This is a genomic window from Barnesiella viscericola DSM 18177 (assembly GCF_000512915.1).
GTDB classification, from domain to species: domain Bacteria; phylum Bacteroidota; class Bacteroidia; order Bacteroidales; family Barnesiellaceae; genus Barnesiella; species Barnesiella viscericola.
Map to the genome: position 1 here is coordinate 2050109 of NZ_CP007034.1, position 23643 is coordinate 2073751.

Sequence of the window (23643 nt, forward strand, 5' to 3'; positions counted from 1 at the left end):
TCAGTTCTGTTTTTTCAGCCGCTCGATGAGGGTGGCAAAGTCGTTGAAGGTCTGCGTGCCGGTCGGGGTGTGCAGGGAGAGCGTGTGCGCGTCGGTCACGGTGAGGCGGGGCAGTGCAGGCGAACTTTCACCGGGGGCGATGCGGCAGCCGTAGCTGTTGCGGTTGAGGGCATTGACCGTCCAGTGGAGCAGGGTGTCGTCGGTCGCTTCGACCACAATCTCCTGCTCCCACCGCACCGAGGGGTAATAGCTGCCGTGCGCGCGGTCGAAGCAGATGTCGCGACGGTCGAACAGCGTGTCGAGGTCGCCGTTGAGAATGAGGTCCTCGGTCACGCCGCAGCTCATGCCCTGCCCCTTGCGCAGCAGCCACAGGCGGTCGGACAGGACGAGTGCCTGTTCGATGTCGTGGGTCGAGAGCAGAATCGCCTTCTGTTGCGTGGTGGCGATGCGGTGCAGCAGAGTCATGGTCTCGATGCGGCTTACGGCGTCGAGAAAGGCGGTGGGCTCGTCGAGAATCACCAGGGGGCACTCCTGGGCCAGCACCTTGGCAATCATTGCTTTTTGTTTTTCTCCGTCGGAGAGTTGCGCCATGTAGGTATGGGCCTTGTGGGCGATGCCCACGGCCTCGATGGCCTCTTCGACCACTTGTTGGTCGTGTCGGTCGAGCCGGCCGAAGAATCCGGTGTGGGGTTGTCGGCCCAGAGCTGCCAGTTCGTAAACGGTGAGTCCACCGGTCTGGGTCTTGTCGGTCAGTACCACGCCGATGAGGCGCGAGAGCTCCCGCTCCGAGAGCGTCGACAAGTCGCGACCTTCGAGCCGTATTTCACCCGCGAGGGGCGGTTGTGCGGCTGCGAGCGTGCGCAGCAGGGTCGATTTGCCCGACCCGTTGGCCCCCAGCAGACAGGTGAGTTCACCCCGGTGCAGCGCGAAGGTGAGGTGGTCGTGGACCGGTTTCACCCCCTTGTGCCCCGTTCGGTAGCCGATGCTCAACTGTTGAGCCGATAGTATGGTGGTCGCGCTCTCCATTAGTTGAAATATTGTATTTTGCGTTGGTTGATGATGACGTAGATGATGACCGGTGCTCCCAGTACCGGGGTGATGGCGTTGATGGGCAGGATACCCGACTCGCCCGGCAGAATGCAGATGAGGTTGCACAGCAGCGTGGTGACGGCGCCGCAGAGTAGCGTGACGGGCAGCAGGGTGTTGTGGTTCGAGGTACCCAGCAGCAGGCGGGCGATGTGCGGCACGGCCAGCCCGATGAACGAGATGGGGCCGCAGAAGGCGGTGGTCGATGCGGTGAGCAGACCCGTGACGATAAGCAGCAGGTTGCGGGTGAGCTTGATGTTCACCCCCAGATTGGCGGCGTAGCGGTCGCCCAGCAACAGGGCGTTAAGCGGTTTGATGAGGAGAATGGCGATGGCCAGCCCTACTGATACCGACAGGGCGAAGTAGGGAAGCTGCTCGCCGGTGACGCCGCTGAAATTGCCCATGCCCCAGATGGTGTAGGAGTGTACCCCCTCGGCCGTGGCAAAGTAGTTGAGCAGCGAGATGACCGACGAGGTGATGTATCCCACCATGATGCCCACGATGAGCAGCATGATGTTGTTCTTGACCAGAGTCGAGAAGAAGAGAATCGTTCCCAGCACGACGATTGATCCGGCGAAAGCCCCCGCGATAATGGCGGTAAAGCCCGTGAGGGTGGTCGACCCGGTGAGACCCAGGCTCCCCCCGCAGAAGAGCATGACCAGTGCCACGCCCAGACTGGCTCCCGTGTCGATGCCCAGAATCGAGGGACCCGCCAGCGGGTTGTTGAAGGCGGTTTGGAGCAGCAGACCCGCCACGGCTAGCGCGGCACCCGAGAGCAGCGCGGCTACCATCTGTGGCAGACGCGATTCGAGTACGATGAAGCGCCACACCTCCTTCTCGCACTCCCGTCCGCAGAGAATATCCCACACGGCCGAGGCCGGTATCTGCACCGATCCGAACCACAGGTTGGCGGCACACAGCACGCCCAGCAGCAGAATCAGCAGGACGATGAGGCGTTTTTCGCGCAGTTTGTCGGGACGGGCATTCATTCGGACAGGGGTTGGAAATAACGGAGTTGATAATCGGGGAAGCGGTCGGGGTGGAAGAGAGCCGCCAGCTCCTGCAACAGCAGGTCGGGCCGGAAGGGAGTCTCTTCGTAATAGTTGCAGGCGGCTGTGTTGCAGCCGTAGATGTTATGTTCGCGGAACGCCTTGAAGCGGGCATAGGGGGCATACTCCTTTTGCAAGGCCTTGTAGGAGAGTTGGCCCACGTTGAACGACTTGATGAGCCAGATGTCGGCCTCGCCGGCCCGGTTGAACACCGTCTCGAAGGCGAGGGGAATGGAACCCGACTCGCCGTTGTCGCTCCACGGATAGGAGCCTCCGGCATCGGCAAAGATCCGGGCCATGTAGCTCTTCCCGCCCGGCATGTACCAGGCCGAGCCGCTCTTCAATTCGCTGATGACCATCGGTGCCGAGCCGGTGTGCTCCACCTGCTCTTTCAGCCGGTTGTAGCGTTGCTCGATTTGGGTGAAGAGCGAATCGGCTTCGGTCTCTTTCCCGTAGAGCAGCCCCAGCAGTTTAATCCATTCGGCGCGACCCAGCGGCGAGGTTTCGAGGTAGTCGGCGCACTCGACGATGGGAATACCCATCTTGCCGATGCGTCCGTAGCCCGCATTCTCGAAGGGCGACAGCAATATGGCGTCGGGCGATAGCTCCATCACCCGTTCGATGTCGGGGCTCGTCGAGTTGCCGGCATCGACCAGTCGACCGGCTTGGGCCCGTTCGAGCAGGGCCGGCGTCTTGATATAGGCAAGGTCGCACACGCCGCCTATCCGGTCGAGCGCCCCCAGCATTTCGAGGGCGCTGGCGTGTACCGACGAGTAGACCAGCGACTTTTCGAGGGGTGTCCTCACCACCGTACCTTGCGGCAGCGAGTCGGGCAAAGGCGCCTCGCGGGGGACGAGCAGGTAGCGGTGCAGCAGTCGGGTGGTGTCCCAGGGATTTGTGATAGCCACATCGGTATAAGTGTCGTGACGGATTATCGAGAGCAGGTCGGCATGATGCACGAGGGTGTCGTTGCCGGTCGCTCCGTCGGTCGACTGACGCTTCGGGTTCTGGCATTGCACCGTGAGGAGCAGGAGCGCGACGAGTGAAATCCATCGAAACAAATTCTTCATAGCGGTAAAGGATTAGCGGGGTTGATAACCTATGTATTTGCCGGTGAGGCTGTTGCTCATAAGGTATTGAGCTGTTTGCAATATCGAGAAGGAGTAGTCGCGCAGCGACTGGCGGGCGGATTCGTCGGTCACGCCACCGCTTTGCTCAATGGCACGCTTGTGCGACAGCAGCCACTCCTGGTTATCCTTGGGCTTGTAGATGTAGAAGAGCGAATCGTTCACGCAGCCGATGGCATCGTCGGAGGTAAAGACCACCGCTGGCCGTTTTTCCCGCAGCAGGTCTACGCCGAACCCGTTGTTGGTGTAGTCGATGTGGAGCAGTCCCAGCAGTGTGGGGGCGATGTCGGTCTGTCCACCCAAGTCGTCGATTTGACGGGGCTCGATCGACGAGGGGGCGTAGATGAGCAACGGCACGTGGTTGAAACTGAGCGGCATGTCGCTGCGGGGAGTCCCCACGATTTTCCCGTGGTCGCCCACGAACACGAAGATGGTGTTGTCGAACCACTCCTCCTGGCGGGCCTGCTCGATGAACTCCTGCAACGCATGGTTGGCAAACTCGACAATGCGCAACTCGTCGGTCTTGTTGCGGGCCTTGAAATCGGCCGGAACCACATAGGGCGGATGGTTGCTGACACTCAGCAGGGCGGCGAAGAAGGGCTTGCCCTCGCGGGCCGTTTGGGTAAGCACCGGCAGGGCATACTGGTAGAGGAAGTCGTCCTGTACGCCAAAACTGTTCACCACCTTCTCCCTGGGGTAGTCCTCCTGGGCAAAGATGCGGTCGAACCCGTTGGTGCGCAGATAGCCGTTCATGTTGTCATACTGCGACTCGTGGGTCATGAAGAAGAGTGTCGTGTACCCGTTGTCCTGCAAGATGGTGGGCAGCCCGGCAAAGAAGGGAATAACCGCCCCCTTCATCGAGTTGCGTTTCATCAGGGCCGGGTAGGAGTAGAGCGTCGAGTGAATGGCGTGGTTGGTATGCGTGCCGGCCGAGAAGAAGCGATTGAAACAGAGCGATTTCGTGGCAAGCGTGTCGAGGAAGGGGGTCAAGTGCCAGGGGTTCCCGAAGTGTCCCATCAGCTCGGCCGACATCGACTCCATGAAGACAAGCACCACATTCTGTCGCGTAGGCTCTCCCGGATTCTCCACCCGGCGGGCGATGGGCGAGACGTCGGGCAGCGAGTCGGTGATGTGCAGCTCCTGGCGCACCCGGGCGATAGCCTCCCGGTCGTCCATGAGGTCGATTTCCCGGTTCTCCGATTTCGAGGCCTCCAACCAGCTGCGCAGCAGGTTGAACGACGGGCTCACTCCCAACTGGTTCAGAAACGTGTTGTTGCAATAGTAGGCCGCGCTCACCTTGATGGGGTTGTAACCCACCCGTCCCCGTATGCCGAAGAGGCAGCCGCCAATCAGGACAATCGAGGCCAGCAGGGTGAGCACCTCGTTGCGCCAGTGGAATTTCTCGGCCGCGATCCGTTGCAGGTCGCGGCTGGTGCGTTTGCGCAACAGATGGGCCAGGTAGACGAAGAGTACCGATAGTGCGAGGAACAGGACGAAGGCCACGATGTAGGAGAACTCGCCAAACATAAGGCCCAGGGTCGTGCCCGTGTAGCCGAACCAGTTGAATATCGAGGCGTTGATGTGTTTGAAGAAGTAGGCAAAGTAGGGAATGTCGGAGGCCGAGATGGCAAAGGCCAGCACATAAAAGAGGGAGAAGAAGATATTGACCGCCCGGAACAGACCGCGGCCGTAATACCCCATCAGGGCGCAGATCGACACCACCGTGAGGGGCAGAATCATGATGTAGCAGGCCACTACGTTGTCGAGCCAGAGTCCGCGGACGAAGGCTTCGGCCCGGGTGAGGAACGACAGATTTTCGCCTGCCAGGTAGTCATAGCCTTGCAGGAACAGAATCCATCGGAATGCCGCAAAGAAGAGGAGCCCCAGCAAATGTATCGATACCAGATAACGCAGGGCATATAAATATCGTTTCATCGGTCGTGTATGGTTAAACGGTCCAAAGATAGTGAACTCTCTTCATTCTTCCCAGTCGCGAGGCGAATAAGGCGCCGTTACCGGGCCGTGATGTGGAAACAGCCCTGGCGTATCTCGTATTTCACATAGCACTTGTGCTGCTTGCGCAGGTCGTAGAGCACCTCGCCCAGCAGCAGACGCAGGCGGTCGGAGGGGACGAAGCAGGTCGAGTCGGTCACGTTGTAGCGGTTGTAGGCAATGTCGAAGGTGGTGCCGTAGCGGTGGGCCGAGTTTTCGCTGGCGTTGGTGTTGCGGCGGCGCAGCGAGCGTATCGACTCGTCGGAGCGCAGGGCGCTGGTGAGAATGATTTGTCGGCCACCGGCACCCCGGCTGGCCAGGGAGTCGTTGAAATTCTTCCCGATGGTCATGAGCAGCCATTTGGTGCGGGGTGTGAGATAGGGAATGGAGTGGGTGAGCTTGTCGACGGTGTAGTATTCGCAGCTGTCGATTTTGGCCAGTTTCCAGAAACCCATCTGACGGGCTTCGTCGAGCGATTCGAGCGGTTCGATACCGTTTTTGCGGGCGATGGCCAGGTGTCTGTCGTTGAGGTCGTTGAACAGCTTTCGGAAACTGGTGTACTGTATGGGACTTTTCCGCCAGCCGGTGGTGCGGGGTTGGGTCTGCTGTTTCATCTCGAAGGTATCGATGAGGGTACTCTCGGGGTAGTCGGGCTCGACCTGCTTGCCTTTGCAGCCGGCGATGAGGAGGGTGGCGAAGATAAAGACGAGGGGGAGTAGGGTGTGACGCATGAGTGAGGGGCTTTTCCGGGGGTTATTGAGCCGGATAGCCGACCGTCTGTGTCAATATCGCTTTTTGTCGTTCGTTCAGATTCAAGACCTGGGCCAGTTCGGCGGCATCGAACGAGCCGCGCACCACGCTGCCCAGTCCGGCCGAGGCGCAGTAGAGGTAGATGTTCTGGACAATGCAGCCGCAGTCGACAAACATCATGTCGTTGCCCGGCGCCTTGTCGAGGTCGGCCACGAAGACGATGTTGAGCGGAGCCGTCTGGGCAAAGGGTTGCTTGCCCGCACTGTGGCGGAAGTCGCCGGCGGCCACCTGGTTCAGCACGTTTTGGCGGGCGTCGTAGGTGTAGACCCCTTGGGCGGTGATGACATAGAGCGAAATCTCCTGCCGGTTGAGAGCCGAGGGTGCCGTGCGCTTATCCTCGCGGTTGTAGCCCCAGGCGGCCCACAGCAGGTTGGAGAGTGTTTGCGGTTCGATAGCCCGGTCGGTGTCGAACTGGCGGGTCGATGCCCGTTGGGCGAGAGCCTGCATGAGCGGCAGTCCTCCCTCTTTCTGCGGAGTGGGGAGCTCGATATTCTGTGCCGAGGCCAAGAGCGGCCCGGCTATGAGGAGCGAAAGGAATAAGCCTTTGATTTTCATGTTGCTTGGTTTTGAGTGTGACAAGCAAAGATAGCAATTTATTCGGTAGGGCACGCCAATAAAAATGCAAAAATTATCAAAGTCGAAGAAAATAAAAGAGTTACCCCGTGGGGATTCGGGGCGAAAGTTGTACCTTTACCCCACATTTCCCAGACGATGAAAACGAGTGCGTTTATGAAGATACGACTATTCGTGGCAGCGATAGTGGCCGCCTGGTGGGTGGGCGTGAGCGCCCAGGTGCCCGGGCGGGATTCGTTGCAGGTGAGCCTGCTGACCTGCGGCCCCGGCACAGAGGTGTATGAGCTGTTCGGCCATTCGGCCCTGCGGGTCAGGCAGCCGGGCCCCCGTGGTTTTGACTACGTATTCAACTACGGCATGTTCAACTTCAACGCCCCGGCCTTTGTGTGGCGCTTCACCAAGGGCGAAACCGACTATTGTCTGGGAGTGAACGACTTTCGCGACTTCCTGTTCAACTACGTCATGCGTGAGTCGAGGGTAGACGAGCAGGTGCTCAATCTCACGCCCGAGCAGAGCGAAGCCTTGTTTGAAGCCCTGTTGGAGAATGCCCGCCCCGAGAATCGGGTCTATCGCTACAACTTCCTGTTCGACAACTGTGCCACCCGTCCCCGCAACATGGTCGAGGCGACCCTCGACAACCGGGTGCGCTATCGCGAGCCCGAGGGGGTATTGCCCACTTTTCGCGAGGAGATCGACCGCTATGCCGAGCGTTGCCCGTGGCTCATCTTCGGGATAGACCTGGCGCTGGGCAGCGGGCTGGACCGCCCCATGACCTATCGGGAGCAGATGTTTGGCCCCGAGGTATTGAAAGAGGCTTTTGCCCGGGCCGAGATACAGCTCTCGCCCGACTCGGCTGCCGTGCCGCTGGTGAGCCGCACCGAGGTACTCTACGACCCCGAGACTCCGGCCTTGCCCGGCATCACCCCGTTTTACCTCACTCCACTCTTTTTCGCCTGGCTGTTGCTGGCGGTGGTCGCCGGTGTTTCGGTCTACGACATCAGGCGGGGCCGTTGCTCCCGGGTGTTCGACACGGTGCTGTTCACCCTCTACGGATTGGGCGGTGTGATTATCTTCTTTCTGGTGTTTGTCTCGGTACACCCGGCCACCTCACCCAACTACTCCGCCTTCTGGTTGCACCCCCTGTGGTTGCTGGTGGCTCTTTTTATTTGGTTTAAATCTCTTAAAAAAATCGTCAGATACTATCATTTTGCTAACTTTGCGGGGCTGTTGATATTCCTGTTGCTCTGGCATTGGATTCCACAGCAGTTCAACACGGCATTCATTCCGCTGGTGCTGGTGTTGATTTTGCGCTCGTTTACCGCCTTGTGGGTGGGGCGCAGAGAGAAAAGCGGGACTGAACAGGTATGAAAAATAAGGTATTAGCAACACTCCTCTTTTCGCTGCTGGTTGTACCCCTGGTGCAGTCGGCCGACCATGCCCCCCGTCTGGTGGTGGGGATTACGGTTGACCAGTTGCGCACCGACTATCTGGTTGCCTTGCAGAATCTTTTCGGCGAGAAGGGCTTCAAACGGCTCATGGCGCAAGGGGTGGTTTGCGAAAATTTGGTTTACGACTATCCCAATGTCGACAAGGCTTCGGCCACGGCGACACTCTATACGGGCACGATGCCCTTTTTTCACGGCATTCCTTCGGAACGGTTCTTCAACACCGCCTTCCAGCGCGAAGAGCTCATCTTGAACGACCCTTCCAAAATCGGGAACTACACGCAGGAGACCTTCTCGCCCGAGCGAATCAGGACCTCGACCATCAGCGATGAGGTGAAAATCGTGAGCGGTGGTCTGGGGCGTGTGTATGCCGTGGCTCCCGATGCCCAGCAGTCGATTATCAGCGCGGGGCATGCCGGAAACTGTGCCTTCTGGATTAACGACCGCAACGGCAAATGGGCCACGACTACCTACTATCGCGACGTGCCGGCCTATGTCGAGCAGTTCAACTATGTGCGCTCGCTCTCGGTGCGGGTCGATACGCTGGCCTGGACACCGGTCTATACCCCCGACCTCTACACGGCCATACCCTATCTGACCAACGATTTCTCATTCAAGCATACCTTTTCGCACGATAACCGCGATCGCTTTACGCAGTTCAAGACAACCGCACTGGTCAACCAGGAGGTGACCGATGTGGCGGTCGAGTTCCTCGACAAGGGGCTGCTGGGCCGGCGGGGTGTCCTCGACATGCTCAATGTGGGCTATACGGCCGGGGTCTATCTCGACAAGACCGTGCAGGAGTATGGCTTGGAGTTGCAGGACACCTATGTGCGCCTCGACCGCGACATAGCCCGTCTGCTCGACGCCATAGACAAGCAGGTGGGGCTGGACCACACGGTGGTGTTCCTGGCCTCGACCGGCTATTTCAAGGGCGAAGCCAAGGAGTCGCCCATCTACAACATACCCTCGGGTGAGTTCTATCCGCGTCGCGCCGTGGCCTTGCTGAACGTCTATCTGATGGCAATTTACGGGCAGGGCGACTGGGTGACGGGTTACCAGAACCGACAGATATTCCTGAATCGCAAGCTCATCAAGGAGCGTGACCTCGATGCCGACGAGATGCGCAACAAGGCAGCCTCGTTTCTCATTCAGATGGCCGGTGTGCAGGACGTCTACACCTCGCAACGCCTCTTGCTGAGCCACGGTACCGACCGGCTGGCCGCCATGCGCAACGGCTATTGTCCCAAACTCTCGGGCGACCTCGTGCTCGACCTTTGCCCCGGGTGGGAGGTTGTTTATGAGGACAACAACGACACCCGCGAGTATGTGCGCATCAATGCTATTCCGGCCCCCTGTTTTATCCTGGCTCCCGACGTGAAGCCGGTACACATCACCACGCCCGTGCGGGCTACGGCCATCGCCCCCACCGTTTCGCGCCTGTTGCGCATTCGTTCGCCCAACGGTTCTTCCGAATCTCCGCTCTCCGAAATACAATACTAATCAGTTCCTTTTTGCGGAGTTAGCAAAATTTGCATTATTTTTGCAGGGGTAGAAATATCCCCTCACGGAGGAGGAACCCTTATTAACGAATAAAATAGACACTTTATATGGGATTTAACGATTTATTGAAAAAGATGTTCGGCAACAAGTCGCAGCGCGACTTGAAAGAGATAGAGCCCTATATCCAGAAGATAAAGGCCATATCGCCCGAACTCGAAAAACTGACAAACGATGAGTTGCGTCATCGTGTCGATGTAGTCAAGCAACACATTCAGGATACGGTCGCACCCGACCGCCAACGTGTTGCCGAACTTAAAGAGCATGTCGAGACTCTCGACTATGACAAACGCGAATCGACCTGGGAAGAGATTGACAAAATTGAAAAGGAGATTCTGAAAAAGATTGAAAAGGTTCTCGACGAGTCGCTGCCCGAGGTTTTTGCCATCGTGAAGGAGACCGCCCGCCGGTTCTGCAACAATGCGACCATCGAGGTGACGGCCAACGATTTCGACCGCAGCCTGGCCGTAGACCACGATTTCGTTCACATCGAGGGCGACAAAGCCATCTATGTGAACCACTGGATGGCCGGCGGCAACGAAGTGGTGTGGGACATGGTACACTACGACGTGCAGCTGATTGGTGGCGTGGTGCTGCATAAGGGTAAAATCGCCGAGATGGCTACCGGTGAGGGTAAAACACTGGTAGCTACCTTGCCGGTATTCCTCAACGCCCTCTCGGGCAACGGCGTGCATGTGGTGACGGTCAACGACTACCTGTCGAAACGTGACTCGGAGTGGATGGGTCCGCTCTACATGTTCCACGGTCTGTCGGTCGACTGCATCGACAAGCACGAGCCCAACTCCGAAGCCCGTCGCAATGCCTACAACGCCGATATTACCTTCGGTACCAACAACGAGTTCGGTTTCGACTACCTGCGTGACAACATGGCCAGTTCGCCGCTCGACCTGGTACAACGCATGCACAACTACGCCATTGTCGATGAGGTCGACTCGGTGTTGATCGATGATGCCCGTACTCCGTTGATTATTTCGGGTCCCACCCCCAAGGGCGATGACCAGATGTTCGAGCAGTTCCAACCCAAGGTCGAGGAGCTGGTCAAGATGCAGCGCACCTTGATTACGAAACTGCTGGCCGAGGCCAAATCCAAGATTGCCTCGGACGACAAGAAGACGCGCGAAGAGGGAGCCGTGCTGCTCTACCGCTGCTTCAAAGGTCTGCCCAAGAACGGAGCCCTCATCAAATACCTGAGCGAGCCGGGTATCAAACCCCTCTTGCTCGAGACCGAGGCCATCTACATGGCCGACAACAACCGTCGCATGCCCGAGATTACCGATGACCTCTACTTCGTCATCGACGAGAAGAACAACAGCATTGACCTCACCGATAAGGGTATCGATGTGATGACCGGCAAGTCGGACGACCCCAACTTCTTCGTGTTGCCCAACATCAGCGAAGAGCTCTCCGACCTCGAAAACCTGAACCTCTCGCCCGAGGAGAAGCAGAACCGCAAGGACGAACTGCTGCAAAACTACGCCATCAAGGCCGAGCGGGTTCACACCGTCAACCAGCTGTTGAAGGCCTATACCCTCTTCGAACTCAACGACCAGTATGTGGTTATCGACAACAAGGTGAAAATCGTCGACGAGCAGACCGGCCGTATCATGGAGGGGCGTCGCTACTCCGACGGTCTGCACCAGGCCATCGAAGCCAAGGAGCACGTGAAGGTCGAGGCTGCCACACAGACATTCGCCACCATCACCTTGCAGAACTACTTCCGCATGTATCACAAGCTGGCCGGTATGACCGGTACCGCCGAGACTGAGGCCGGTGAGTTCTGGGACATCTATAAACTCGATGTGGTGACTATCCCCACCAACAAGCCGGTAGCCCGTATCGATATGGAAGACCGCGTCTACAAGACCAAGCGGGCCAAGTACAACGCCGTTATTGAAGAGATTGTGAAGATGGTCGAGGCCGGACGCCCCGTGCTCGTGGGTACCACCTCGGTCGAAATATCGGAGTTGCTGAGCCGTATGCTCACTCTGCGCAAGATCAAGCACAACGTGTTGAACGCCAAGTTGCACCAGCGCGAGGCCGAAATCGTGGCCCAGGCCGGACAGACGGGAACCGTGACCATTGCCACCAACATGGCCGGTCGTGGAACCGATATCAAGCTGTCGCCGGCCGTGCGTGCCGCCGGCGGTCTGGCCATCATCGGTACCGAGCGCCACGAGTCTCGACGGGTCGACCGTCAGTTGCGTGGTCGTGCCGGACGTCAGGGCGACCCGGGTTCTTCGGTATTCTTCGTTTCGTTCGAAGATACGGTGATGCGTCTGTTTGCTACCGACCGCGTGGTGAAGATGCTCGACCGTCTGGGTCTTAAAGAGGACGAAATGATCGAACACCGCCTGGTATCCAAGTCCATCGAGAATGCCCAGCGTCGCGTTGAAGAGAACAACTACGGTATCCGTAAACGGCTGCTCGAATACGACGACGTGATGAACGCCCAGCGTAATGTCATCTACACCAAGCGTCACCACGCCTTGATGGGCGAGCGCATCGGCATCGATATCATGAACATGTTCTACGACACCATCGAGTCGCTCGTCGAAGCCTATAACGGCAGCAACGACTACGAACCCCTGTCGATGGAGATGTTCAAGATCTTTGCCGTCGAAATGCCCTTCGACGAAGAACAATTCCGCTCGATGCGAAAGAGCGAGATTATCGACCGCCTCTACGACACGGTAGTGGCCACCTTCAAACGCAAGGGCGAACGCATGGCCGAGATTGCCAACATGAATATCAAACCCTTTGTTGAGCAACGGGGCCTGTCGACCGGTATGATACGGGTACCCATTACCGACGGCAAACGGGTGTTCGGTATCGCCTGCGACCTGAACGAAGCCTACAAGAGCGAATCGCAGTCGGTCGTTAAGCAGTTCCAGAAAGCCGTGCTGCTCATGACCATCGACGAGGCCTGGAAAGAGCACCTGCGTGAACTCGACCAGTTGCGCCAGTCGGTACAGAATGCCAGCTACGAGCAGAAAGACCCGCTGTTAATCTACAAGCTCGAATCGTTCAACCTCTTCAAGGAGATGGTCGAGACGATGAATCGCAAGGCCATTGCCATTCTCATGCGGGGTCAGATATACATTCAGGCTCCGCAAGACGTGCACGAGGCAGCTCCCGAGCGTCGGGAAGATTACAGCAAGTACCGCACGCAAAAGGACGAATATCCCGGTCAGTCGGCGCAGTCGGCACAGGCAGCCGCCGCAGCGGCACCCCAGCGTCCCCGGGTTACCGAGCCCATCAAGGCTGCACCCCGCGTAGGCCGTAACGATCCCTGCCCTTGCGGTAGCGGCAAGAAATACAAAAACTGTCACGGGAGAGGCCTTTAATCTCCCATTTGCCATACCCCGCAACCGGCGGCTCCCGCAAGGGAACCGCCGGTTGTATTTTTAGGAGAGAGGGAAGAATCCTTGTAAGAATGGGGTAAATTCGATAAAAAACATTTATCTTCGCCTTATGAAACAGAACTCATTATGATGAGGCTCCCTTATATTCAATCACCACTTAATTACATTGGGGGTAAGTATAAACTGCTTCCTCAGTTGCTCCCGTTGTTTCCTCGGCAGATAGGTACGTTTGTCGATCTTTTTTGCGGTGGGTGTAATGTGGGAATAAACGTACCTTCCGAGCGTACGGTATTTAATGATAATATTTCGTATTTGATTGATTTATACCGAGCGTTCTCTTCTTTGACGTTGGAGGATACGATAGATTATATCGAACGTCGCATTGGAGAATTTCAATTGTCATTGACAAATGAAGAAGGGTATAAGACACTCCGTCGGGAGTATAATGAACAACGCAACCCTTTGGATCTTTTCGTTTTGACAGCCTATTCGTTTAATCACCAGATACGATTTAACAATTCTCATCAATTTAACAACCCCTTTGGCAGGGAGCGAAGTCGCTTCAATGCCGCGATGAAGTCTAATCTATGTGCATTTCTTTCCCGGTTACACGAGAGAAACATAGCTTTTACCTGTTTCGATTTCGATCAGTTCGATTTTTCAGAATTGAACGGAAGAGATTTCGTATATTGTGATCCTCCCTATCTTATTACAACGGGGACGTACAACGATGGAAAGAGAGGATTTACCGGTTGGAACGAGATTCAGGAACGTAAACTGTTGAGGCTTTTGGACGAACTGGATACTCGTGGAGTTGCATTTGCACTCTCTAATGTCTTGGTTCATAGGGGTAAGGAAAATATGATCTTAAAAGAGTGGATAGAGCGTAAAGGATATAAAGTGAATTATTTGAATAAAAGTTACGATAATTCAAACTATCACATAGCTTACAAGGGCGGAACGAGTGTAGAGGTTCTGGTGGTGAATTATGAGCCTGAGGCAATAGAGCAAGGCGTATTATTTGCATGAGATACATAGGTAATAAAGAAAATGTAGTGCCTCGCATTGATGAGATATTGACTCGTAAGCATATTACGGGAGAGAGTCTGTTTGATTTTTTCTCGGGAACGACCAGTGTAGGGAAATATTACAAACGGATGGGATATCGAGTGAATACATCGGATTTCATGTATTTTTCCTATTGTTTGCAGAAGGCATATATTGAAAACAATACGGATCCTGGATTTGAACGACTATTGCCCGAACTTTGTATCGAACCTTCCGGTTTGTTTATGACTCCACTTGAAAGAGTCGTTGCCTATCTTGATAAGCTAAAACCCGAGCAAGGGTTCATATACAATCATTATACGCCAGGAGGGACAGTCGACTTGCCACAACCTCGCATGTATTTCAGCGATGAGAATGGAGGTAAAATCGATGCGATACGTCGGCAGATAGAACAGTGGCATGAGGCTGGGTTACTTGTAGAGAACGAGTATTATATTCTTTTGGCCACACTCATCGAGTCGGTTTCGTTTTATGCCAATGTGGCGGGGGTGTATGCCGCTTTTTATAAGAAATGGGATCCTAGGGCGGTTAAGCCGTTGCGGCTGCGACCCATTGAGATTCTGGTGAATAATCGGGAAAATCGGGTTTATTATGCCGACTCCATGACCTTGTTGGATCGAGTTGATGCTGATATTCTCTATCTGGACCCACCCTACAACGAAAGGCAATATGCTTCTAATTATCATGTACTGGAAACGATTGCCCGAAACGATAATCCCGAAATCCGAGGCGTAACGGGTATGCGGGATTACACGACTCAGCGATCGCGCTTCTGCAAATCTACTTCGGCTTTGGCCGATTTGGATCGCATTGCCCGGGAGGCGACTTATCGGTATCTGGTATTGAGTTATAACTCAGAGGGTATTATGAGTTCAGAGAAGATTATCGAGGTTTTGTCTCGCTATGGTGATGTGGAGATGGAGCAGTTTGAATACCTACGGTTCAAAAGCAATAACAACGGATTGTCTTCGACCAAACGGCATATTTGGGAACAGCTATATATTTTGAAACGACTATGAAAGCACATAACTTATGGATATTGACTGAGGAGAGGCCTAAGATTGAGGTTTTGAAAATGATCTTTCAGTATTTTGCTCAGGATCATCAATGCGGTTTTTTCGGGGATACGTTGAGGATTATTCCTGTATTGAACGACCGACATGAGTTCGCATTTGAATATGAGGTTGTTGGGTTTCATTGTGCGAAGGTGAATCGGGTTATCCTTAAAACTGTTTCGGGATATTCGAGTTTTGTCGATTTCCTGGTTTTTTATCAAGATACGCAACCGGTCGAGACCGATGCTCCTATTTATGCTATTGAGGAGACGAAAACCGATGATAAAGAGAGCCGAAATACGGGTGTCTTTCAGCGCTGTACGAAGTTCGTTTTTATTCGGCATTATTACCCTTCGGTCAAGATGATTATGCTGTATGCTCTACAAGTAGAACAAAAGAAAGAGCCGACACAAACCTATGTTCTGGGTACACGATTATTGCTGACTTTTGGGGTTGAGATTTTAGGGAAAAATTTGGATAAACAATTGTTCAAGCCATTTCAATCGGTTGATGAGATTATCTCTTTTAAACAAAATATGCGAAAAGCTCCAGGAGGGAATGTCCCCATTATGCTGTATAAAACAGATGGGAAAATTTCTATTTCGGGGCGGTTATATAAAAGTGGAGGTCTGTCTCATGATCCCAATATAGGGGCACTGAGTATTTTGTCTGCTGTTTTAAGGGTGTTGGGGTGGACTGGTCGGATTGAGATTATCCGTCATGGGTTGTTACAATCGCATGTAGGAGTAAATAATAAGTTTGTGCAGGTAGCCAATATGTGGGGAATAGAGTTGGAGAATGTCGTTGTTCCTTGTGCCAATATCTCTCCTTATTATTGGAAATATGATATGGAGGGGGAGAAACTGGGCACTATTTTTATTCATATTGTAGTTGAAAATTTTACAGAAGGTTACTCCATATTTGAAAACCATGCGGGTTGTGAGAAAGGGTATTTTATTAAGCCCGACGGGACACCTGTTGCATTGGCCAAGTATAGCGATAGGCAAAAATATAAGGAAGGGGATAAAAGTCAGATAATTTATATTCCCGATCTGGTTCTGATTGATATAGTAGAAAATGAATCAATAACGATTGAAGGGAAAAAATACAAGAATAAGGACCAAGGTATTAAGGAGTTGGATAATTATGACTCTTTCGATGAACTTTATTTGAGACGATATTATCCGCAGTATAAGATAGTTAGGACGGTTGTTCTCTATGGTAGTCAGGAGGAAAAAATTTCTGAAATAAAAGTAGGATTTCTGTTAAATCAAAACGGTAAACTGGTCTTGGGTATAGCTGCTCCATCTCTATTTTGTAGAGCAATAAGAAATCTATTGGATTATTGGAACTAAATTCCTGTTATATCAGAACGGATAGCCGATGGCCAGGTGGAAGGCGAGGCTGTTCTTGAACGACGTCATGTTGTAGTACCCTTTGCGGCCGGTATCGTAGGGGGCGTGAATACCGATACCCAGGTCGCCGCGCAGCACCAGCATGCCGATGTCGTAGCGCAGTCCCACACCGGTACCCAGGGCGATGTCCTTGAAGAAGGTGCGGCCGTCCAGCTCGCCACCGGGACGGTTGGGGTCCCGTTTCAACAGCCAGATGTTGCCGGCATCGACAAAGGCGGCGCCGTGCAGGTCGCCCCAGATGGGGAATCGGTATTCGAGGTTGGCTTCGAGTTTAAAGGTACCCGTCTGGTCGAAGTAGCCGTCGACATCGTCCTGCGGCGGCAGGTAGCTGCCGGGGCCGAGCGAACGTATGGTGAAGGCACGTATGCTGTTGGCTCCGCCGATGTAGAATTGTTCGCTGTAAGGTACCTCTTTGGAGTTGCCGTAGGCGTGCTCGGCACCCACGAACACGCGACCTACCAGCCAGTGGTCGGGGCGGAAGCGGTGGTAGTAGACCATCTCGGCGCTACCCTTGACAAACTGGGAGAAGCTGCTGCCGAAGATGCGTTTCTCGCCGTGTTGTCCCAGCAGTGAGGTGATGCCGCTGAGTATGTTGCCGGCCGACATGCCCATGAGTTGCCACACGAAGCGGTTGTCGACCTCGCGCCCGTAGGAGGTGTCGTAGGTGTAGGTGTAGCTCGACGAGGGGATAAACTGGTCGCGGAAGCTGAGGGCGATGGCGGGATTCTCCTCCATGGTTTTATCGAACGACTCGGTGGTGTTGAGTAGCTTGGTGTAGACCAGTTTGAACGGGGTGACCGAGTGGCCGGCCCGCAGCGAGGTGCGGTATTCGTAGCTCATCGACCCGTTGAACGAGACCATGCGGAAGTAGTGCGGCCGGTTCATCAGGTTGGCTCCCAACTGGAATCGGGTGAAAGCGGGATAGCGGCGGGTACGGGGCATCTGCGGCAGAAATCCCGGTACGATGCGGGGGTAGGAGAGCGACGAGTTGAGTCCGAACTCGTAGGAGTTGAAGAGCGAGGCTTTGCCGTGTTGCGAGCCTCCGCCCGTCTGCCATTCGTAGCTGCCGTTGAGCTTGACCGACAGCTTCTCTCCCCCGCCGAACAGGTTGTTGTGGTTGATACCGAAGATGAGTCCCGGGCCGATGTAGCTGTTCGACTTGGACGAGACGTTGGCCTCGATGGTGGCTTCGAGCGGTACGTCGAAGGTGGCCTGTATGGTCACGTCGAGCGAATCTTTCTGCACGAGCGAGTCGAGCGGCGTCACCTCGACCGATACGGTGCGGAAGATGCCCAGCCGGCCCAGGTTCGACTGGGTAGTGTTCTGGGTGTCGAGCGTGTAGAGGGTGCCCGGCCTGAACGTGATGTTACGGGGCAGAATCCAGCGTTTCAGATGGACAGGCTTGTGGTAGGCTACGGTCATGTGGGGATACCTGATGGTATCGGGGGTGCCGCCGCCGGTCGCCCCGTTGAGTTGTACGTTCACGCGGCCCACGTAGTAGGGTTTGAGTGCCTGGGCGGGAATACCCTTTTTGAGGGTCATGCGCAGGGCCACCTTGCCGGGCGACAGGGTGGTGTCGGCCAGGTATTCGATATACTCGGGGCGGAAGTAGAAATAGCCGTTGTTGCGCAGGGCGTTGGTGATGCGGTTGCGCTCGGCCGAGAGCGAGTCGAGGCAGTATCGGTCGCCGCGTTGCAGAATCGTGGCGCTGTTGATGCTGTCGATAAACCGGGTAATGGGACTGGTGGGAGCCAGCAGCTCGACGGTGTCGAGCGTATAGGCCGGTGGCACCTCTATCTTGTAGGAGATGCGGGCCTTCTTGGGGTTGCGCTTGTTGTAGATGAGTTCGTAGTTGGCGTCGGCCCCAAAGTAGCCGTTGTTCCCCAGAATATCTTTGATGACACTCATGCGCAACTCGGGCTGCACGTTCGAGACGAGAACCGGCTCTTTGGCCAGTTTCTCATAAATCCAGTGTTTCAACCCCTTGTCGCTTTTGGGTTCCAGATAGTTCCACACCCACAGCCCGATGGGGAAGGGGGTACGCACGTAGGGAGAGAAGAGCGGATTGTTGGGGGCGACCGAGAGGGTCGATTTGATTTCGCTCTTCACGTTGTCGGCAATCTTCACCCCCGAGTCGGGGATAATCTCCATCTTCTTGACGCCGGTATAGAGCACCTCGTCGTCGGCGAGCCGCTTGGTGGTGGAGCAGCCGATGAGGATTGCCGTCGAAAGCAGTGCGGCGAGGAGGTAGGCGATTGACTTTTTCATGGGGTGACCTCCTTTCGGGTTTTGCGGGAGCGGAAGAGTTCCCAGAGGTTGGCCAGTTGTTTCTTCACGACGAAGCCCACACCGGTCTGGGTGATTTCGCCTTCGAGAATACTCTCGTAGCCCGTGTGGCGGAACACCTTGATATACATGTTGTCGCGCTGGTTGAAGTAATATTCCAGCGAGATGTCGTCGATGAAGTTCTCCTTGAAGTTGACGTCGGCATTGTCGTCGGGGCTGAGGCTACCCCCGATAACCACCTTCACCCGGTTGTTGAACAGGCTTTTGGCCGCCCGGTAGGAGTAGTCGGTGCGGGTGTTGATGCCCGAGGCGTCGGTGTAGGAGTTGATGCCGAACGAGAGGTCGATGCCTTTCAGCCCCTGCGCCCACTGGTTGAGCTCCTTTTCGAGGAACGAGTTGAGCGGGTTGCCCAGCAGGTCGCTGCGGGTGGTCGAGGTTCCGGGGCCGGTATAGGTGTTGTAGATGAGCAGGCTCATGGCCTGTGAGGCCCGTTGCTCGGCCGTGAGCGAGGCGAGCTGGTTTTGCAGGGTGAGGTCCTCGGGGGCGGCCAGGTCGAACGATACCGACAGGTTTTCGAGCGAGTTCTTGATGATGATGCTGATGTCGAAATTGACCTGTCGGGAGTTCTTGTCCTCTTCGGAGATGGTGGTGCGCACCGTCTCGACGGCTGTAATCGACATCTGGGGGTCGGCAATGTTGCCGTTCCACGAGACGAAGCTGCCCTCCTGTATCTTGAAGAGTTTCTCCGAGATGATGGGCGGGTTGTATCGCACGAATCCGCCCGAGAGGGTGTAGCGGCCCGAGAACCGGCTGTCGCCCAGAGCGTTCATGGTGTAGGTGAGGTTGCCGCCGCCTTGCAGGTCGATGCGGTTCTTGCCGTCGGGCGAGAGGTTTACCCCCATCTTCACCGTGGGTGAGATGTTGATGTTGACCAGAATATCCATGCCCAGCAGGGTGCCGGTGGGCAGGGTGTCGGCTTCGGCCACCTCGGTGCTGTCGTTGAACGAGACGAAGGTGACGATGTTGTTCTCCTGCTGTTGCAGGGCGAATGGCGAATCCTGCATCACATAGGTGACCTCGGTACCGGTGAGCAGCCCTACGTTGCCGTTGATTTTCAGGGCTTCGAGTGGACCGTTCACCCGCATGTCGAGGTCGGCGATGACCGAGCCGTAGACCGTGGCTTTGGAGCTGCGGGTTGCCTTGACGGGCTGGAAGGCCGAGGCGAAGATGTGGAGGTCGGTATTGATTTTCGCAAAGTCCCTGAAATCGACACTTCCGTCGATGTGCAGCGGATTCTTGTTGGCGCCGGTGATGGCGTAGTCGTCGAACCGCAATACATTCTTCTCGACGCGTATCGGGCTGGTGGGGAGGTTGAGACTTGCCCCCATCGACTTGGAGTTGGCCGATGCCCCCACCATTTGCAGGTAGCCGTCGAGTAGCGGGGCCGAGGTGCTGCCGCCCACCTGCATCTCGCCGTTGAGGTAGCCTTGCAGCTGAGCCATGTCGGCCGGCAGGAAGGGGTTGGCCGTGGCCAGCGGGAGGCTGTCGACGGCCAGTTGCAGCGACACGGGGCTGTCGGCCTTGTCGTCGAGCAACCCCGACAGGGTCAAGACCCGTCGGCTGTCGATTTGCAGGGCGGCTTTCGCCTCTTGTCGGCCCAGTGAATCGAGTTGGTAGTTGACGTTCAGGTCAAAGTCGCCCACACGTTGTTTCCCGTAGTAGAATTGCGATACCCCCACGTTGCCGGCCACCTCGGTACCGCCCACCGGGAAGTGAATGAGCAGGTTGGCCGATACGCTGCCTGCAATCTGTGGCGAGAAGGGCGACAGGGCCAGCCAGGGGGCTATCTCCATGCCGCTGATGTCGACCCGCAGCGGCTCCTGCCGGGCCAGGGTGTGGTTCAATTTCTCGTGCAGGGTGGTGACGATGAGGTGTCGCTCGCCGTGGGTGAGGGCGATGTCGGCATCGAAATGGCCACCGTAGTGATAGGCAAAGAAGTTGTCGGGGTTCAACGCCCAGGTCTCGAACCCGATGACGGGGTTCTTGGGGAAGAACGATACCTGGACGAGCGAGTCGAGGAAATTGGCCTGGCAGCCGATGCGGAATCCCTCCTCTCCCTGCCGGTTCTTCTGCACGCAGAAGAGTTTGGTGGTGTTGCCCGATAGGAATCCGTTGAGCACGACCGAGGCCAGCTGGTCGAGGTTGCCGGGCTTGTTGCCCACATGCAGCGAATAGTAGAGCCGTTCCTCGCGTTCGTGCCGCTCGAAGAGCGACAGCTGTATGGTGTCGATGACGATTCCGCCCGTCGAGAAGCGGTCGACCGTTCCCGTCGCTCCGAGCAGCGAATCGTTGCGGGCGTTCAGGTCGAACTGGTAGAACCCCATGCCCAGCCTTTTGAGGTATTGTTGCGCGAGGTTGTTGCGTTTGGCGCTGGCCTGCAATTCAAAGGGGGGCAGCGTCTGGTGGAGAGCCTCCATGTTAAGGCGCTTCTCTTCCTGTGCCGAGGCCAGAATGGGCATGGTTTGGTTTAGCTTTTCGAGGAAAGGGGTGAGCCCTACCGACGAGGCAAAGCGCACGGCCAGGTCGCCGCTTTGCAGGGTGGCGTGTATCTGAGTCGAGTCGGTCCCGGCAGTCAGCGACAGCGCGTCGGTTTGCAGACGGCCGGTCGGTAACAGGGCCGACAACTTGTCGAGTTGCAGCGAGGCCTGGTATAACTCTTCGGTTGGAGCCACCTGTCCCGAGAGCGACAGCGAGGTCGAGAGCTGGCAGGGCTCTGCCGTGAGGTGCAGCGCTTCGAGGTCGGTGTGAATATCGCCCGACACGGCAAAGAGGTACCGCTGGGGAGCTATCGAGGCCGAGAGGCTGAGTCCGGTGAGCAGGTTGGGGTCGGTGCAGGCGATGCGTCCCGTGGCTCGTCCTCGGTTCAGCCGGGCGTCGACGGTGAATCCCGAGTAGTGGTAGCCTGCATATTGGGCGGTGTCGATGGCGAGGTGTGCGGTGAGCCTGGCCAGGGAGTCGAGCGGGTTGTATCGCTCCCCGTCAATCGCTATCGAAGCCGAGAGGGGGCCCAGCCCCAGCGAGTCGTGCGGCAGGAAGGCAGCCAGAGGGAAGCGGTCGATGTGTATGTTGCCCTTGTAGCGTTGGTGGCGGGTATTGAGTCGGGCCCTCAGGTCGATGGCTCCGTGACCGGTTTCGAGCCGGGCTTCCGATCGGATAGTCGGTCCGGCCAGATAGGCCTTTCCGGATAGTCGAGTCGGCGGCAGGTAGAGGCGGTTGCGCAGCGAGTCGGGCATGAGGAGGGCGATGAGTGGCGATTCCCTCAGGGCGATGCCCCATTGCAGGTTGCCGGTCAGACGCTCGGTATCGATCAGGTTCTGCACCCGGCCTGTGGTTCGGGCGTTGAAGGTGCCGGGCAGGGACAGGTCGCCCCGGGTCAGATGCAGGTCGCCCAGTGTACCGTTCACGGCAATATCCGATTGCAGGGCGGTCGAGAGGAGCAGTCCCCGGGTGCAGGCGCTGTATTGGGGGAATAGCTGAACGAAGTCGCCCACGGCGATGCGGGCCTGCAACCGGGCCTCGATGGGGGCCTGGGGCGATTGAGCAAACAGTTCGCTCCCGGCTTCGAGTTGTGCCGAGATTTCAGAGAGCGAGGTGCGCAGGAGGAAATCGTGCAGGGCGATTCCCGTCGAGTCCATCACGAAGAGCCCCTGGGTTTGGGTCACCGCCAGTCCTGACCGCTCGACAAAGGCGAGCTGCCGTATCGGTACCCGTATCTCGCTGCCCCGGTTGTAGAGCGAATCGATGGCTATCTCGATGCCGTTGAGCGACAGGTAGCCGGGGTCGAGCCCCTTTTGCGGTATCTGTGCGGGCAGGGCGTAGAGGGCTCTGTTGTCGTGCAGCCGCAACCGGGCGATGCGGACGGTCCAGGGGAGCGATGCGGTGGTATCGGCCGCAGTGGTTTCGGGAGCCGTCTCGACCGTCTCGCCGCTACCCGGGTAGTAACGGTAGTCGCCCCGGTCGATGGTGGCTTCGGTTACATCGACCTGTTGCCGGTAGAGGTCGATGTTGCCTTGCCGCAGGGCGGCCTGGCCTATCGAGGCGTCGAGCTGTTGAATGGTGGGGCGCATCTGCATGGCATAGTGAATCTGCGACAGGGCCAGTTCTCCCACCGATATGCGCCAGTCGAGGGGTGGGCTGGCCGTCTCGGTTGTGTCGGGCTGTTGCCCCGTGATGTTCAGGGTGATGTCGCCGTCTTGCAGTTGGCTCGACGGCAGGTCGATGAGCGAACTTTTCAAGTCGATGCGGGCCCCCCGTGTGGCAAACTCCTTGACCCGGGCCGACAGGGTGAGCGTGGAGTCGGTGCTCGCGAAGCGGAAGCGGACTCCCTGCAAGGCAATTTCGTTCACCTGTACTTGCCGTTTCAGCAATCCCAGCGGATCGACTCCCACCTCGATGCTCTCGCTTTGCAGCAGCGTGTCGGTCGGCGCGGTGAGCAGCAGTATGTCGTCGATGTGCAGTTTGAAGGGGAAGCGCAGCGACAGGTCGCCGATGGTGAGTTGCATCTCGGTCGACCGGTTTACGTAGCGGCATATCTCGGTCTTCCCCCATCGCTGAACCGCCGGGATATAGATACACAACGGCAGAAGGAGCAGCAGCGCCAAAAGCGAGACGAGGGTGACGGCGATATATTTCAGCGCTCTTTTCATTGTGGAGGAATCTTCTTTTTCAGCTTTCGGGATAGGCCTTGTTTAACGATATTTCGGGATTCGGCTTATAAACATTGGCACGAAAGAT

The 23643-nt window shown here is 56.4% G+C and carries 14 protein-coding genes; 6 read left to right on the plus strand and 8 right to left on the minus strand.

Annotation, left to right across the window (positions count from 1 at the left end; genetic code table 11):
- From BARVI_RS08360 to BARVI_RS08385, 6 genes are all read right to left on the minus strand, one after another.
- Positions 1 to 1026, minus strand: coding sequence for an ABC transporter ATP-binding protein (locus BARVI_RS08360; protein WP_025278796.1), 1026 nt, complete (start codon positions 1024 to 1026; stop codon positions 1 to 3).
- Positions 1026 to 2075: an iron ABC transporter permease gene (locus tag BARVI_RS08365; RefSeq protein WP_025278797.1), complete on the minus strand. Its 1050-nt coding sequence runs from the start codon at positions 2073 to 2075 to the stop codon at positions 1026 to 1028. The genes BARVI_RS08360 and BARVI_RS08365 overlap by 1 nt, the downstream gene beginning before the upstream one ends.
- Entirely contained in the window at positions 2072 to 3205 is a 1134-nt protein-coding gene (locus BARVI_RS08370; protein ID WP_025278798.1) for an ABC transporter substrate-binding protein, read from the minus strand. The genes BARVI_RS08365 and BARVI_RS08370 overlap by 4 nt, the downstream gene beginning before the upstream one ends.
- Positions 3206 to 3217: 12 nt before the next feature.
- On the minus strand, positions 3218 to 5197 hold the full coding sequence (locus tag BARVI_RS08375; protein WP_025278799.1) for an LTA synthase family protein: 1980 nt from the start codon (positions 5195 to 5197) through the stop codon (positions 3218 to 3220).
- Positions 5198 to 5274: 77 nt separating this feature from the next.
- The gene (locus BARVI_RS08380) at positions 5275 to 5985 is read right to left on the minus strand and encodes a DUF5715 family protein (protein WP_084547025.1); all 711 of its coding nucleotides are present in this window, start codon (positions 5983 to 5985) and stop codon (positions 5275 to 5277) included.
- A 22-nt stretch (positions 5986 to 6007) separates the two neighbouring features.
- The gene (locus BARVI_RS08385; RefSeq protein WP_025278801.1) at positions 6008 to 6619 is read right to left on the minus strand and encodes a SagB/ThcOx family dehydrogenase; all 612 of its coding nucleotides are present in this window, start codon (positions 6617 to 6619) and stop codon (positions 6008 to 6010) included.
- Positions 6620 to 6793: 174 nt separating this feature from the next.
- Between BARVI_RS08385 and BARVI_RS08390 the strand changes: the two genes are divergently transcribed.
- The 6 genes from BARVI_RS08390 (at position 6794) to BARVI_RS08415 (ending at position 16503) form a co-directional block, all read left to right on the plus strand.
- On the plus strand, positions 6794 to 8005 hold the full coding sequence (locus tag BARVI_RS08390; RefSeq protein WP_051401110.1) for an Lnb N-terminal periplasmic domain-containing protein: 1212 nt from the start codon (positions 6794 to 6796) through the stop codon (positions 8003 to 8005).
- A complete protein-coding gene (locus tag BARVI_RS08395) occupies positions 8002 to 9585 on the plus strand; it encodes an alkaline phosphatase family protein (RefSeq protein WP_025278803.1) in 1584 nt (527 codons plus the stop codon). Before BARVI_RS08390 ends, BARVI_RS08395 begins: the two co-directional genes overlap by 4 nt.
- A 107-nt stretch (positions 9586 to 9692) precedes the next feature.
- Entirely contained in the window at positions 9693 to 13007 is a 3315-nt protein-coding gene (gene secA / locus BARVI_RS08400; RefSeq protein WP_025278804.1) for a preprotein translocase subunit SecA, read from the plus strand.
- Between the two features lie 144 nt (positions 13008 to 13151).
- Positions 13152 to 14054 carry a Dam family site-specific DNA-(adenine-N6)-methyltransferase gene (locus BARVI_RS08405; protein WP_038534322.1) on the plus strand — a complete coding sequence of 301 codons (903 nt, stop codon included), beginning with the start codon at positions 13152 to 13154 and terminating at the stop codon, positions 14052 to 14054.
- Positions 14051 to 15112: a DNA adenine methylase gene (locus BARVI_RS08410; RefSeq protein ID WP_025278806.1), complete on the plus strand. Its 1062-nt coding sequence runs from the start codon at positions 14051 to 14053 to the stop codon at positions 15110 to 15112. The genes BARVI_RS08405 and BARVI_RS08410 overlap by 4 nt, the downstream gene beginning before the upstream one ends.
- Positions 15109 to 16503, plus strand: a complete 1395-nt coding sequence (locus BARVI_RS08415) for a hypothetical protein (RefSeq protein ID WP_025278807.1) — start codon at positions 15109 to 15111, stop codon at positions 16501 to 16503. The genes BARVI_RS08410 and BARVI_RS08415 overlap by 4 nt, the downstream gene beginning before the upstream one ends.
- A 12-nt stretch (positions 16504 to 16515) precedes the next feature.
- On the opposite strand, the gene tamL is transcribed toward BARVI_RS08415, so the two are convergent.
- Positions 16516 to 18831 carry a translocation and assembly module lipoprotein TamL gene (gene tamL / locus BARVI_RS08420; protein WP_025278808.1) on the minus strand — a complete coding sequence of 772 codons (2316 nt, stop codon included), beginning with the start codon at positions 18829 to 18831 and terminating at the stop codon, positions 16516 to 16518.
- On the minus strand, positions 18828 to 23555 hold the full coding sequence (locus BARVI_RS08425; protein WP_025278809.1) for a translocation/assembly module TamB domain-containing protein: 4728 nt from the start codon (positions 23553 to 23555) through the stop codon (positions 18828 to 18830). Before BARVI_RS08425 ends, tamL begins: the two co-directional genes overlap by 4 nt.
- Positions 23556 to 23643 lie beyond the last annotated feature (88 nt).